This is a genomic window from Streptomyces polyrhachis (assembly GCF_042663125.1).
GTDB lineage: Bacteria > Actinomycetota > Actinomycetes > Streptomycetales > Streptomycetaceae > Streptomyces > Streptomyces polyrhachii.
The window spans coordinates 140841-154614 of sequence record NZ_JBHSZO010000004.1; the positions used below are offsets into that span (position 1 = coordinate 140841).

A 13774-nucleotide genomic window follows, 5' to 3' on the forward strand; every position below is an offset into this window, starting at 1 on the left:
CCCGCCCGGAAAGCCCTACGGCCGCCGCGCGGCGTCCAGTAGGGCTGCCGCCGTGAACAGCTCCACACCCACCGCGATCGCCGCCTCGTCCACGTCGAAGTCGCCGACGTGGAGGTCGCCGACCGTGCCCCGGTCGCCCGGGGGGCGCACGCCCAGGCGGGCCATCGCGCCGGGGACGTGCTCCAGGTACCAGGAGAAGTCCTCGCCGCCCAGGGACTGCTCGGTGTCCTCCACCGAGCCGGCGCCGCAGCGCAGCTCCATGGCCTCCTCCAGCAGCCGTGTCGCCGACTCCTCGTTGACGACGGGGGGGACGCCCTGCACGTAGGAGATGGTCGGCTTCGCACCGTGCAGCGCCGCGATCTCCTCGATCGCCGCGTGCACCAGGTCCGGCGCGCGGCGCCAGGTGGCGAGGTCCAGCGTGCGGCACGTACCGGACAGCTCGGCGTGCTGGGGGATGACGTTGCAGGCGTGGCCCGTCTCCAGCCGGCCCCAGGTGACGGCCAGTCCGGCGCGGGTGTCCACGCGGCGGGCGAGGACGGCGGGCACGTCCAGGGCGACCCGGGCGGCGGCCGTGACCAGGTCCGTCGTCAGGTGGGGGCGCGCGGTGTGGCCGCCGGCGCCGTCGAGGCTGACCTCCAGGCGGTCGCAGGCGGAGGTGATCGCCCCGGTGCGCAGCCCGATGCGGCCGGCCGTCACCCGGGGGTCGCAGTGCACGGCGAGGATGCGGCCCACGCCGTCCAGCACGCCGTGCTCGATGGCGTCGGTGGCGCCGCCGGGCAGCACCTCCTCGGCGGGCTGGAAGATCAGCCGTACGGGCTGGGGGAGCTGGCCCAGGCGCGCCAGCTCGGCCAGCACCAGGCCGGCGCCCAGGACCACGGCGGTGTGCACGTCGTGGCCGCAGGCGTGGGCGCGGTCGGGCACCGTGGAGGCGTAGGGGGCCGTCTTGGTGTCCGGGATGGGGAGGGCGTCGATGTCGGCGCGCAGGGCCAGGAAGGGCCGGGCGCCGCCGGGCGAGGCGCCCCAGCCGTCCATGCCGATGTCGCAGACCAGCCCCGTGCCCGGCGGCAGGACGCGGGGCTTGAGGCCCGCCTGCTCCAGCCGGTGGCGCAGGACGGCCGTGGTACGGAACTCCTGGTTGCCCAGCTCCGGGTGCATGTGCAGGTCGCGGCGGACGGCGATCAGCTCGGCGCGCAGCTCGGGGGGCAGCGTGCCGGGGACTGCCGTGCTGGGGACTGCCGTGCCGGGGGCCCCGCCGGCGGGCGGCTGCGCGGTGGGCTCGGTGACCGGCTCCGGGGGGAGGGGGAGCGACGTCAGTTGGTTCACCTTCACGAGCGTAGAGCGCCCGGGGGGTCCACTGACGCTCGATCAGCAAAAATTCAGCCCGATGGGGGTTCGCCCTTCAGGCCCCTGGGTACACTGCCGCCCCGCTTCGTACATACATGTCATACCGCGGCCGGTGGAATCACCAGCCGCACTCCTCCGGCCCCTTTCTCCCGCTGTGCCGCTCCCGCGACCGAGGCGAGGAAGCCCTGCGCCCGGGGCGAGGCGTGGGCGGTGAGCCACGCCGGGTCGATGCCGACCACCGCGACCTGCACGCCGGTTCCCGCGAGGGCGAGCGGCAGGGTGTGCACCACGGTGGACGGGAAGCTCACGATCGTATGCCCGATGGGACCGCGCCGGGCCACCAACTCCAGGGGCAGGTCCGGCCGTACGATCTCCAGTCCCGTCGCCCGCGTGAGGGCCTGCAGCTTCTCCACGCTCTCGCGGCGGTGGGCGAAGTAGCGGGTGGCGCCGTGCGTACGGGCCAGCGCGCCCACGGCCTGGAGGTAGCGCTCGTAGTCCACCACGCCCGTCTCCACCAGGGACGTTCCCACCAGGTCGGTGCTGCGGGTGAGGCGCGGCGGCCCGAACCGGGCCCGGGTCCAGGCGAACTCGCAGCGGCTGGTGTGCACGCCGGCCGGGGGCTCGACGGGCATCGAGCTGAAGACCTCCACCCGGCGGCCGTCCTGAGCGCCGCGGCCGGCGCGGTCGGCGCGCGGGGTCAGCCGGCGGCGCGCGACGGCCGAGACGGGGGCGAAGGCGCCCCCCGTCAGGAGCGCGCGCGCCCCGCCGCGCCGGCCGGTGCGGTGCCAGCGCACGAAGCGCTCGCCGCGCGCCAGTTGGCCGACGAACTCCATGGTGGCGGTGCCGTCGTCGACGACGACGATCTCAGGCGCCGGGGTGAGCGCCAGCAGCAGCTGCATCCACCGGGAGAAGGGGTCGCCCACGATGACGCGGCGGGCGGCGCGCAGGGGGCCGCGCAGCCTGCGCAGTGTCGCCGCCGGTCCGGAGCGGCCGCCGCGCACCTCCTCCCAGCGCACCGTCAGCCCCTCGTCCGCGGCCAGCTGCGCCATCCGGCGCAGCTGGCCGCGCGACATGGGGTCGCGGGGCGGGAGGACGACCACCGTGCAGGGGGTGACCGTCCCGCCCGAGTACGTCCACTCCAGGACGTTGAGCAGCTGCACCGGGCTCTCGACCAGTGCGATCGTCTCCGCCGCCGTCACTCCCGCAGCGCCCTGGGGAGCGGTCATACGGCGGCCGGCTCCTTCTCGGCGGTCTCCGTCAGCCCGGCCTCGGCCACGACACCGCTGACGCGGCGCAGCTTCTTCATCGGGCCCAGCTCGGACTCGTAGACCTTCTTGACGCCGTCGCCGAGGCTGGCCTCGATGGTGCGGATGTCGCGCACCAGGCGCTGCAGGCCCTGCGGCTCGACGGAGGCGGCCTGGTCCGAGCCCCACATGGCGCGGTCCAGGGTGATGTGGCGCTCGACGAAGACGGCGCCCAGCGCGACGGCCGCGAGGGTGGTCTGCAGGCCCGTCTCGTGGCCGGAGTAGCCGATCGGCACGTTGGGGAACTCGGCGCGCAGGGTGTCGATGACGCGCAGGTTCAGCTCCTCCGCCTTGGCCGGGTAGGTCGAGGTGGCGTGGCAGAGCACGATGTTCTCGCTGCCCAGGACCTCGACCGCGTGGCGGATCTGGCGCGGGGTGGACATGCCGGTGGAGAGGATGACGCTGCGGCCGGTGGCGCGCAGGGAGCGCAGCAGCTCGTCGTCGGTGAGGGAGGCGGAGGCCACCTTGTGCGCGGGGAGGTCGAACTTCTCCAGGAAGGCGACGGCCTCGGTGTCCCACGGGGAGGCGAACCAGGCGATGCCGCGCTCCTTGCAGTGCTCGTCGATGGCGCGGTACTCGTCCTCGCCGAACTCCACGCGGTGGCGGTAGTCGATGTACGTCATCCGGCCCCAGGGGGTGTCGCGCTCGATGTCCCACTGGTCGCGCGGGGTGCAGATCTCCGGGGTGCGCTTCTGGAACTTCACCGCGTCGCAGCCGGCCTCGGCGGCGGCGTCGATCAGCCTGATCGCGTTGTCCAGGTCGCCGTTGTGGTTGATGCCGATCTCGCCGGTGACGTAGACGGGGCGGCCGGCGCCGACCTCGCGCGCGCCGAAGGTGCGGACGGGGCCGGTAACGGGGGTGGTGCTCATGACGGTGATTCCTTAGCTGTGAGAGGGGGGACTGCGGGGTCAGGGGGTCGTGGGGGCCCCGAGAGCGGGGCCGAGGAGCCAGGAGGCGATCTCCCTGATCGCCCCCTGGCCGCCGGGGACGGTGGTGACGGCGCGGGCGGCGCGGCGTACCACCTCGTGGGCGTCGGCGACCGCGACCGGCCAGCCGGCCAGGGAGAAGCAGGGCAGGTCGTTGACGTCGTTGCCGACGTAGAGCACGCGCTCGGGGTCGAGCCCCTGCTCGGCGCACCACTCCTTGAGCGCGTCGCCCTTGCGCGAGATCCCGTGCAGGACGGGGATGCGCAGCTTGCGGGCGCGGGCGGCGACCACCGGGTTGGCCTCGGTGGAGAGGATGAGGAGCTTCAGCCCCTGGTCGCGCAGGGCGGCGATGCCCAGGCCGTCGCCGCGGTGGACGGACACGTACTCGCGTCCGTCCGCGTCGATCAGCACCCGGTCGTCCGTCTGGGTGCCGTCGAAGTCGAGGACCACGGCGTCGATGTCGGCGCGGGTGGGAAGCACGGGGTGCGGGTCCGTACCGGCGGTGTCCAGCAGCGGGGCCAGCGCGCGGGCGCGGGCCAGGTCGTGCGGGTCGTCGATCTCCAGCACGCGGGCCGGGTCGGTGGGCACGGGGGCCGTACGGCCGAAGAAGCGGTGGCGGTGCTCGCGGAAGCCGCCGGCGCGCATCGCGTAGGCGGCGCCGGTCTCCAGCAGGTCCTGGGGGCGGTCCTGGCGGCGGGGGCGGTGGGACCTGTCGTGGTTGACGCCGTAGCCGCCGGCCTCCGACGCGCTCCCGGCGCCGTCGCGCCACAGGAAGCCGTGGAAGGGGGCGACCGTGAGGGCCGAGTCGGCGCCCTCCTCCAGCACCGCGGCGGCCACCGCGTCGATGTCGCCGGCGGTGAGGAAGGGGCTGGTGCACTGGGCGAAGACCAGCGCCGCCGCGGTGCGGCCGGTGCGCTCCTCGAAGGCGTCCAGCGCGTGCAGCACCGCCGCCTCGCTGCTCGCGGTGTCCCCCGCGATCTCCGCCGGGCGCTCCACGACCCCGGCGCCCTCGGCGCGGGCGGCCCGCGCGATCCCCGGGTCGTCGGTGGAGACGACCACGTCGGTGACCAGCCGCGCCGCGCGGCAGGCGCGCACCGCGCGGGCGACCAGGGAGGCGCCGCCGACCTCGGCGAGGTTCTTGCCGGGCACCCCCTTGGAGCCGCCGCGGGCGGGGATGACGGCCAGCACGGTGGGTGCTTCGGTGGGTGCTTCGGTGCTCTCTTCGGCGCTCTCGTCGGTGAGAGGCATGGGTGCTCCTTCGATGGCGGCGGGCTGCTGCGGGTGCGGCGCGGACGGCGTGCTCACAGCGCCCCCATCCGGCGGATCAGCGGGGCGATTCGCTGGACGCCCGAGCGGTACGCGCCGCGGGCCGCGGTGCGCAGCAGCGTGCGGGCGGCGCCGCGTACGCCGCTCGGGGCTGCGGTGCGCGCGGTGGGCAGCGGGCTGCCGTCGGGCGCGAAGCCGTAGCGCTCCAGCAGCGGCGGCAGGAAGCCGGGCGCGGTGTGCGCGCTCAGGTACGGGGCGAGGGCCGGGCGCGGGGCGCCCAGCAGCCGCGCGAGGCGGGCACGGGCGGCGGTGAACTCGCCGTCCGCGGCGCCGTGTTCGGCGACCCAGGCCGGGTCGGCCGTGGGGACGAGCCCGGCGTCGAGCTGGTCCCAGGAGGCGTAGCAGCCCGAGCCGAGGAAGTAGTGGTTGCCGAGCGGCTCGCGGATGCCCAGGTCGGTCAGCACCGCCGTCGCGACGCCCCGGTGCAGGGACTCCAGCGCGGCGGTGGAGCTGACCGTCACCAGCAGGTCGGTGCGCTCCAGCAGCGCGCCCATGTGCCCGTACACCAGGCGGCAGTTGGCCGGCAGTCCGCCGGGCAGCCGCTTGGCGAGGCGCTGGTACGGCAGTTCCTCGACGTGCGTGGTGTGCTCCCCCGGGCGGCTGCGCAGCTTCACCAGCACCTCGCGGTCCGGGTGCAGCCGGGCGTGCTGGGCGGCGCGGCGCAGCAGGTAGGCGCGCTCGGCGCGGGTGTCGGGGACGGAGGGCTGGACGGCGAAGACGACGGTGTACGGGTGCGCGTCCCCTCCGGCCGGGATGGGGGCCGCGTCCGCCAGGAAGGGCAGCGCGGCCTCGACCACGCCGCCGGGCTCGGCGCCCGCGCCTTCGTAGACGGCGCGGAAACGGGCCGCGTCGTGGCGGGAGTTGGCCAGCACCAGGTCGGCGCCGTGGCGCAGCAGCAGGCCGTCGGGGAGCTTTTCGTACACGACGCCGACGTAGCCGGTGGCGACCAGGGGGCGCGGCGCGTCCGGGACGGTGCGGGCGGCGTGGGCGAGTCCGTGCAGCAGGGCCTGGACCGCGCGGCCGACGCAGGCGAGGACGACGAGGTCGTAGCCCCGGGCGCGCTCGGCGAACTCCGGCGCGGTGACCTCGCCGAGCGGCTCCCCCGGCGCCCCGCTCTCCGCGAGCTGGCGCGGGGTCGGGGTCGCCCGGCCGCGCAGCAGGTAGCCGTCGACTGCGGCCGCGGGGGCGAGGCGGTGCGCGGTGAGCACACCCCATTTCCAGCGGGTGTCCGAATCGGCGATTACCGCTACTCGCACGGCGCGAGCGGGTGGGGGGGAGTTGTCGAGCACACGGCTGACGCTAGGCAGGCATTCCGCTTGATGGCCCAACTCAAGTCGTACAGCTGGTTAACAACACGTCGCCGGACGGGGAGTCGGGGCATGCGCACCGGCTGTTAACCGAGGCGCGGTTCGGCGTTCACCGAACGGCCGCCGCCCGGTTCTGAGGGGTGCGCACAAGCGCTCTATCGTGCTGGTGTGGCAGCCACCGCAAGCAGTGACAGCGCCCTCGGGGCCCCGCTCCGGGCCCCTTTTCCCCGCACGCGGATCTTCTCCGCCACGTCGCCTTTCTCGGTGGCGTTGTTCGCTGCGGCGATCGATTCTGGTTGTTATACGGACGCGACGCGGCGAATTCTGGCCATCGGCAATACGGCCGAAACTCCGGAGACCTCGGCCCGTATCGAGGACATGCCCGGATTCGCGGAGTTGAGCGCGAGATTCGACCGGATCGTGTCCTTCGACGCGGCCGTCGCACCGCTGCATCCCGCCGAGTGGCGGGTGCGCGCTTTCGACGCGCCGGTCTGGGAACGGCAGTGGCGCGCCTGGTGGGAGCTGGGTACGCAGCCGGTGGGCCTGGTGCTGGACGGCCTCGGCGCGGGCCAGTCCGCAGCGCTGGCGGAGGTCTTCGCCGACGCGCAGCTGGAGGTGTGCGCGGGCGGCGCGGAGGTGTACGGGCCGACGCCGGAGAGCCTGCCGCGGCAGGTCGCGCTGCGGGTGCGGCGGCTGCTGCACCTGGAGCTGCTGGCCGGCACGGCGCCCCGGGCGCTGAGCGAGCTGGGCGTGCCCGCGCTGGCGCTGCCGGCGGAGGCGGTGCGCGCGGTCGTACGGACCGCGGAGCCCGCCCCCGGTCCCACGCGCTACGCCCGCGAGTCGGTGCTGCTCGTGGCGCCCACCGAGCCGGAGCTGTGCCAACTGCTGCTCCACGCACGCGAGTCGGGCTACGGGCCCGCGGTGGCGGTGAGCTGCGCACCCGGCGGCCGGCTGCGGGCGCTGGAGCGCACGGCGCGCGAGCAGAGCGCGCCGCTGACGGTGATAGAGCCCGCGCAGCTCACCGAGTCGCTCTACGAGACGCTCGGCCCCGCCGCCCTGGCCACCGCCGACGCCTCGCTGCTGCTGCGGGCCCGGGCGCTGTACGGGGTGACGCCGCTGCCGCACCCCGCCGCCCCGCACACCCCGCAGACGGCGCTGGCCGCGGCCTCCTTCGCCGCCGCCCCTGACCTGGCGGCGCTGGCGGACGCGCTGGCGTACACCCACCGCCCGCGCGCCTACGCGGCGCTGCGCGCGCAGGCCGCGGCCTATCTGCGCACGGCGCCCCGCACCCCGTACATCCCGCGCCGCCGCCTGATCGCCCTGGGCCTCCCGGGCGGCGCCCCCGCCCCCCTGCGCCCGCTGCTGCGCACCGACCTGCTCCCCCGCGCGGCCCGCTGGACCCTGCGCAGCCACACCCTGCGCCGCACGGCCAAGCGCCTGCTGGCCCGCAGCGGGGCGGCCCGGCGGGTGGCGGGGCGGGTCAAGGGGCTGTAGGGCGCGCGCGGTTGCCCCCTTCCGGCACAGCCGCACCCCGCCGCGCACCGTGTCGGCGCGGCGGGGTGCGGCTTCGTACCGGCTCGTGCGGCCCGTGCGGCCCGTGCGGCCCGGATCAGAACGCGTCCGTCGGGACGTACGTCCCCCACACCTCGCGCAGGGCGTTGGAGACCTCGCCCACCGTGGCGCGGGCGCGCAGGGCCTCCTTCATCGGGTACAGCACGTTGTCCGTGCCCTCCGCCGCCTTCTTCAGCTCCGCCAGCGCCGCGTCCACCGCCGCGTTGTCGCGCTCGGCGCGCAGCCTCGCCAGCCGCTCCGCCTGCTGGGCCTCGATCGCCGGGTCGACGCGCAGCGGCTCGTACGGGTCCTCGGTGTCCATCTGGAAGCGGTTGACACCGACCACGACCCGCTCGCCGGCGTCCGTCTCCTGCGCGATGCGGTAGGCGCTGCGCTCGATCTCGCCCTTCTGGAAGCCGCGTTCGATGCCCGCGACCGCGCCGCCCATCTCCTCGACCTTCGCCATCAGCTCCAGCGCGGCGGCCTCGACGTCGTCGGTGAGGGACTCCACCACGTACGAGCCGGCGAAGGGGTCGACCGTCGCCGTCACGTCCGTCTCGTAGGCGAGGACCTGCTGGGTGCGCAGCGCCAGGCGCGCGGACTTGTCCGTCGGCAGCGCGATGGCCTCGTCGAAGGAGTTGGTGTGCAGCGACTGGGTGCCGCCGAGGACCGCCGCGAGGCCCTGGACGGCGACGCGCACCAGGTTCACCTCGGGCTGCTGGGCGGTGAGTTGGACGCCGGCGGTCTGCGTGTGGAAGCGCAGCATCAGCGACTTGGGGTTCTTCGCGCCGAACTCCTCCTTCATCACCCGCGCCCAGATCCGGCGCGCGGCACGGAACTTGGCGACCTCCTCCAGGATGGTCGTGCGCGAGACGAAGAAGAAGGACAGCCGGGGCGCGAAGTCGTCCACGTCCATGCCGGCCGCCACCGCGGTGCGTACGTACTCGATGCCGTCGGCCAGCGTGAAGGCGATCTCCTGCGCGGGCGAGGCGCCGGCCTCGGCCATGTGGTAGCCGGAGATGGAGATCGTGTTCCACTTGGGGATCTCGGCCTTGCAGTACTTGAAGATGTCCGCGATCAGCCGCAGCGAGGGCTTGGGCGGGAAGATGTACGTGCCGCGGGCGATGTACTCCTTCAGCACGTCGTTCTGGATCGTGCCGGTCAGCTGGTCCGCCGGTACGCCCTGCTCCTCGCCGACGAGCTGGTACATCAGCAGCAGCAGCGCGGCGGGGGCGTTGATCGTCATCGACGTGGACACCTTGTCCAGCGGGATGCCGCCGAAGAGGATCCGCATGTCGTCGACGGAGTCGATCGCCACGCCGACCTTGCCGACCTCGCCGCTCGCGATGTGCGCGTCGGAGTCGTGGCCCATCTGCGTGGGCAGGTCGAAGGCGACGGACAGGCCCATGGTGCCGTTGGCGATGAGCTGCTTGTAGCGGGCGTTGGACTCCACCGCCGTGCCGAAGCCGGCGTACTGGCGCATGGTCCACGGCCGGCCCGTGTACATCGAGGGGTAGACGCCCCGGGTGAAGGGGTACGAGCCCGGCTCGCCCAGTTTCTCCGCCGCGTCCCAGCCGGACTCGGCGAGATCCCCGGGGGTGTACACCGGCTCGATGGGAAGACCCGACTCCGATTGCCGCGCCATAGCTCTGCTGCCTCCCGCTCGTCCTTGCGATGCCACCACGGACTGTAGTCACGGCCGTTCGGCCCGTGGAGTGCTCCACGCTGGGACCTTGCTCACAGCGTGCCGCGCGGGGCCGGATTGGCGCCCGCTGCGGACGGGAAGATGCCAGGCAGTGCCGTGGATTCGTGCAACCGGGGGGCGGTATGAAGCGTCAGACGAGTGTGGAGAGACACACCCTGGGGAAGACCGTCGCCGCGCTGGCGACGGCACTCATATCGCTGGGAGCGGCCACCGGCTGCTCCGACCAGGCGGGGGCAGCGGCCAAGGCCGCCCCCTCGCCCGTACGGACCACGGCCGCCGCCTCCGCGCCGCCGACGTCCGCCTCCCCGTCCGCCTCGCCGAGCGCTTCCGCCTCGCCCAGCACCTCGGCCCCACCCAGCGCCACCCCGTCCGCGAAGCCCTCGAAGAAGCCGCCGGCGAAGCCCCCGAAGATCCTGCTGCGGCCGGGCGACAAGGGCGGCGAGGTGCGCGAACTCCAGGCCAGGCTGCGGCAGATCTCCTGGTTCAACGCGGCGGTCACCGGCAGCTACGGCTCGCTCACCACCAGCGCCGTCAGCGGCTTCCAGGGCAAGCGGGGACTGCCCAGGACCGGCACGGTGGACGAGGTGACCTGGCGGCGGCTGCTGGGGATGACCCGCGAGCCCACCCGGGCCGAGCTGTACGCCAAGGCGCCGAGCACGACGCGGGCCGGCCTGGAGGCCCCCGACCCGCGCTGCATGACCGGCCGGGTGATGTGCATCTCCAAGCGCAGCAACTCCCTGCGCTGGATCGTCGACGGCCAGGTCCGGCTGACGACGGACGTGCGCTTCGGCTCGTACGCGACGCCGACCCGCGAGGGGCAGTTCTCGGTCTTCCAGAAGAACCGCTACTTCACCTCGACGCTGTACGGCTCCGAGATGCCGTACGCGATGTTCTTCAGCGGCGGCCAGGCGGTCCACTACTCCTCGGACTTCGCCGCCCGCGGCTACAACGGCGCCTCGCACGGCTGCGTCAACGTCCGCAGCGTCAACGCCATCGCCTCGCTCTTCGCGGCGGTGCGGCTGGGCGACAAGGTGGTCGTCTACCGCTGAGGGCAAGACGGGCGCCGGCCCCGGACACGAAGGCGGCGCGGGCGGAGTAGGGGGAACGCACTCCGCCCGCGCCTTCAGTCGCGGAGCCGTAGGTACGGGGGGAACCCGGCTCCGCTGGTGGGCCGATGACCAGTCGGCACATTCCTTACAGCGCCGGGGGCCCGAAAAACGTCACACTGCCCGGACGGCATCGCGCACGCCGATCGGAGTCCCCGCGTCCGCGCCCGCTCACTCCGCGCCCGGCCGCCAGCGCTCCGCGATCCGGATGGCGGTGTACCCGCCCCATATCGTCATGATGCCTGCGCACAGGAGCGCGCCCACGGTGATCGGCGCCAGGGCTCCGGGGCTTGTCACCGCGATGCTCAGGATCGGCGCCGCGAGCCACCAGGAGACCAACACGCCGCCGAGGGCGGCGAGTACGGCGGGGAACAGCAGGGACCACAGGGCCGCCGTGCGGAAGACGCGACGGTTGGCCGTGAGCACCGCGACCGGCGCGAGTTCACGGCCGAACCGCAGGAACTCACCCATCGCCGCCGCCGTCGCGGCCACCGCGACCACCGCGACCCCGACCATCGACAGCAGGCGCAGCCAGGTGGTCGCGGTCACGAGCGGGCCGGTGCCCGCAACCTCGTTCAAAAGCCTGACGGACGGTGTCATTCCGAGTTCATGACGGGCGATCTGCCTGATCGCCGGTACCGACAGGTCACCTCCGCCCTCCCGGACCACGATCAGCCTGCGCTCCCTCTTCTTCGCCGGCTGTTCCGACGGAGTGCGGCGGGCGATCACCCGGTCCTGCCCTCCTGGGGCCACCCCGACCATGCGGAGCACCTCGTGCAGCCGTTGGTCGCCGGTCCTCGCCGGCAGCGCGGCGCCCTCCGCCGTACAGGAGAGGCCGAGCTCCCCCAACCCCGCACAGGAGCCGGTGAGTTCGAGGGAGCCGTCGCTACTGGGCCTGCGCAACTCCAGCGCGTGCACCCCCGCGGGCAGCGCCGCTTCGAACCCGTTCATCCGAGCAGCCGTGGCGGTGGCCGCCACCCGCAGCACCGTACTGCCGACCCGCTGCTGTGCGGCGACCTCCTGTGCTCCGGAATCGGTGATGTAGCCCGCCCAGACCTGGGCCTGCGCGGCCAGCCCGATCGCGATGACCATGGCGGCGACCAGCCGGGTCACGGCACGGGGGGCGGCGCCCATCCGCCGCCCCGCGAGCAGGGCTCCCGGCTGCCCGGTCCGCCATCCGATCCGTGCCAGCACGGGCCCCAGTCGGCCCACCACGGCCCCGATCACTCCCGGCAGCGTCGCAAGTGTCACTACGGCACCGAGCGCGTAGCACGGCACGATCCACACGGTCGGCACCAGATCCACCACCCATACGCAGAACAGCAGCGCGAGGGGGAAGACCCACAGGCTCACGGACTGAGTCCAGCCGCGCCGGACGCGCGCCTCCAGGACCCGGGGCCCGCGGGTACCCGGCTGGAGCAGCACCACGAGCGCGAGCACGGCAAACGCCGCAGCGGCGAGACCGCCGGCAAGTACGGGAATCGCAGCGCGTGCGTCCTGTGCCGAGAGGATGAAATCCACCAGGGGAAGGGCCGTGTCCGCGGCGAGGGTGCCCGCCACTCCCGACGCCCCGATCAGCACACCCAGGGCGACCGGCACCGCGGCCTCGCCGAGGGTGAAGCAGCCGCGCGCGAGGCGCCCCGCCCCCAGACCGCTGAGCAGCACGGTCCGCCGGTCCCGTGCGGCAGCACCCAACCGGGCCGCCAGGATGACAAAGGTCCCCGCCGGAAACAGCACCATGCCGGCGTACACCGCGAGGAAACTGCGGGATCCGGAGTGGTAGACGTGCTCCCCGAAGGCCCCGCCACTACCGAACTCACCGAAGCCGCTGATCTCGGACATGCGCGACTTGTCCAGGAACTCCGCGCGGGGACGGGCGTAGACGAGGACCTCCGAGGGGGCCTCCAGCCCCTCCGCACCGATGACCCCGGCGAACTCGCCGTACTGGGACCGGACCACGCCCGCCTCGCCCGACTCCAGGACGGCGGGCGACACGAACGCCTCCCCGGGCCGGGGCCACCTCGGCAATCCCGGCGGGAGGGGGGCGTCCGCCGTCAGGGGCTCCAGGTAGATGACGTCGTACGGCATGATCCCGTCAGCGGCGATATCCATCTTGATCAACGCGCGTGCCGGTTCCTGCGGATGACCGGCGACCATCCGTGGGGACCTCGCCTCGCCCCGCTGGGCCCTGCCGTCGAACGAGGCGTCCGCCAGCACCAGTCCGCCGACCGCCAGCGACAGCAGCGCGGTCGCCAGCGTGAGGGACCAGAAGCGCACCCGGCCGGACTCCGCCTGCCAGGAGGACCTCCGCCCGATACGCAGCAGCTGCCGCAACAGACCGCTGTCGCGCGTCACTTGCGCCCCTCCACGAGTTCAGAGGCCAGCAGCCTTCCACCATCGAGGACGACTCTGCGGTCCGCACGGGCGGCCACCTCCTCGTCATGCGTGACGAGAAGCAGCGCGCAGTTCCTGCGCAGTGGCAGTTCGAAGAGCAGTTCCGCCACGGACACGCGGTTCTCCGCATCGAGGGAGCCGGTGGGCTCGTCCGCGAGCAGCAGCGTCGGCTCGTGGATCAGAGCCCTGGCGACGGCCGTGCGCTGACGTTCACCGCCGGACAGGGTGGCAGTACGCGCGGAGCCGCCTGGCACGCCGAGTTCCTCCAGCAACCGCGCCGCTCGGGAGTACGCCTCCGCACGACGCATGCCTCCCAGGAGGGCGGCGAGGGCGACGTTCTCCAAGGGGGAGAGTTCGGGAAGGAGTTCTCCGAACTGGAAGACCATGCCGATGTGTTGGCGCCGGTAGCGGGCGAGCCGCCTGGTCGACATTCCACCCAGGGCGGCACCGGCGATCCGAACCGTGCCGGAGTCCGGCTTGACCAGCCCCAGGGCACACATGAGCAGCGTGGTCTTACCACTGCCACTCGCTCCGGTCACCGCGACGGACTCTCCCACCCCAAGCCGCAGCTCCACCCCTTCGAAGAGGGTCCTGTCCGGCACGCGGCAGGTGAGCGCTTCCAGTTCAAGCGCCGCAGGGTCAACTGTCTCGTCCACGCAGAACTCTCCTCGATCTTCGTTTCGTCGGGCACCCTTCCGACCGGATAAGGAGCCGCCCTAAGGTGACAGGCGGTGGGGAGGCGACCGATTCAGGCGGTCGCCTCCCCACCGTGCACACGCATGTCACACACCGCGGTCGGCAGTCGATGCCG

General features: G+C 73.7%; 10 protein-coding genes. 2 read left to right on the top strand and 8 right to left on the bottom strand.

Annotated features, from left to right (window positions below):
• Positions 1-15: 15 nt before the first annotated feature.
• The 5 genes from ACFQLX_RS04060 to ACFQLX_RS04080 all read right to left on the bottom strand — a co-directional run bounded on the left by ACFQLX_RS04060 (position 16) and on the right by ACFQLX_RS04080 (position 6156).
• Positions 16-1206, bottom strand: coding sequence for an amidohydrolase (locus ACFQLX_RS04060; RefSeq protein ID WP_386412120.1), 1191 nt, complete (start codon positions 1204-1206; stop codon positions 16-18).
• Between the two features lie 236 nt (positions 1207-1442).
• The gene (locus ACFQLX_RS04065) at positions 1443-2570 is read right to left on the bottom strand and encodes a hypothetical protein (RefSeq protein WP_386411971.1); all 1128 of its coding nucleotides are present in this window, start codon (positions 2568-2570) and stop codon (positions 1443-1445) included.
• Positions 2567-3517, bottom strand: a complete 951-nt coding sequence (locus tag ACFQLX_RS04070) for an N-acetylneuraminate synthase family protein (protein ID WP_386411972.1) — start codon at positions 3515-3517, stop codon at positions 2567-2569. The genes ACFQLX_RS04065 and ACFQLX_RS04070 overlap by 4 nt, the downstream gene beginning before the upstream one ends.
• A 39-nt stretch (positions 3518-3556) precedes the next feature.
• The gene (locus ACFQLX_RS04075; RefSeq protein ID WP_386411974.1) at positions 3557-4822 is read right to left on the bottom strand and encodes a cytidylyltransferase domain-containing protein; all 1266 of its coding nucleotides are present in this window, start codon (positions 4820-4822) and stop codon (positions 3557-3559) included.
• A gap of 53 nt (positions 4823-4875) precedes the next feature.
• Positions 4876-6156: a DUF6716 putative glycosyltransferase gene (locus tag ACFQLX_RS04080; protein ID WP_386411976.1), complete on the bottom strand. Its 1281-nt coding sequence runs from the start codon at positions 6154-6156 to the stop codon at positions 4876-4878.
• A 315-nt stretch (positions 6157-6471) separates the two neighbouring features.
• Between ACFQLX_RS04080 and ACFQLX_RS04085 the strand changes: the two genes are divergently transcribed.
• A complete protein-coding gene (locus ACFQLX_RS04085) occupies positions 6472-7701 on the top strand; it encodes a hypothetical protein (RefSeq protein ID WP_386411978.1) in 1230 nt (409 codons plus the stop codon).
• A 115-nt stretch (positions 7702-7816) separates the two neighbouring features.
• Here the strand turns inward: ACFQLX_RS04085 and ACFQLX_RS04090 are convergent, their stop codons facing one another.
• Positions 7817-9403, bottom strand: a complete 1587-nt coding sequence (locus ACFQLX_RS04090; protein WP_386411980.1) for an acyl-CoA mutase large subunit family protein — start codon at positions 9401-9403, stop codon at positions 7817-7819.
• A gap of 182 nt (positions 9404-9585) precedes the next feature.
• Here ACFQLX_RS04090 and ACFQLX_RS04095 point away from each other — a divergent pair, with 182 nt between their 5' ends.
• Positions 9586-10512, top strand: coding sequence for a L,D-transpeptidase family protein (locus tag ACFQLX_RS04095; RefSeq protein ID WP_386411982.1), 927 nt, complete (start codon positions 9586-9588; stop codon positions 10510-10512).
• Between the two features lie 228 nt (positions 10513-10740).
• Here ACFQLX_RS04095 and ACFQLX_RS04100 read toward each other — a convergent pair whose 3' ends face one another.
• Positions 10741-12924, bottom strand: coding sequence for a hypothetical protein (locus tag ACFQLX_RS04100; RefSeq protein WP_386411984.1), 2184 nt, complete (start codon positions 12922-12924; stop codon positions 10741-10743).
• Complete coding sequence (locus ACFQLX_RS04105) at positions 12921-13619, bottom strand: ABC transporter ATP-binding protein (RefSeq protein WP_386411986.1); 699 nt, start codon at positions 13617-13619, stop codon at positions 12921-12923. The genes ACFQLX_RS04100 and ACFQLX_RS04105 overlap by 4 nt, the downstream gene beginning before the upstream one ends.
• Between the last annotated feature and the right edge of the window lie 155 nt (positions 13620-13774).

Excerpts from the sequence above, each read along its gene's own strand:
- ACFQLX_RS04095 (WP_386411982.1), top strand. The coding sequence starts at position 9,586 with ATGAAGCGTCAGACGAGTGTGGAGAGACACACCCTGGGGAAGACCGTC.
- ACFQLX_RS04065 (WP_386411971.1), bottom strand. The coding sequence starts at position 2,570 with ATGACCGCTCCCCAGGGCGCTGCGGGAGTGACGGCGGCGGAGACGATC.
- ACFQLX_RS04075 (WP_386411974.1), bottom strand. The coding sequence starts at position 4,822 with ATGCCTCTCACCGACGAGAGCGCCGAAGAGAGCACCGAAGCACCCACC.
- ACFQLX_RS04090 (WP_386411980.1), bottom strand. The coding sequence starts at position 9,403 with ATGGCGCGGCAATCGGAGTCGGGTCTTCCCATCGAGCCGGTGTACACC.
- ACFQLX_RS04070 (WP_386411972.1), bottom strand. The coding sequence starts at position 3,517 with ATGAGCACCACCCCCGTTACCGGCCCCGTCCGCACCTTCGGCGCGCGC.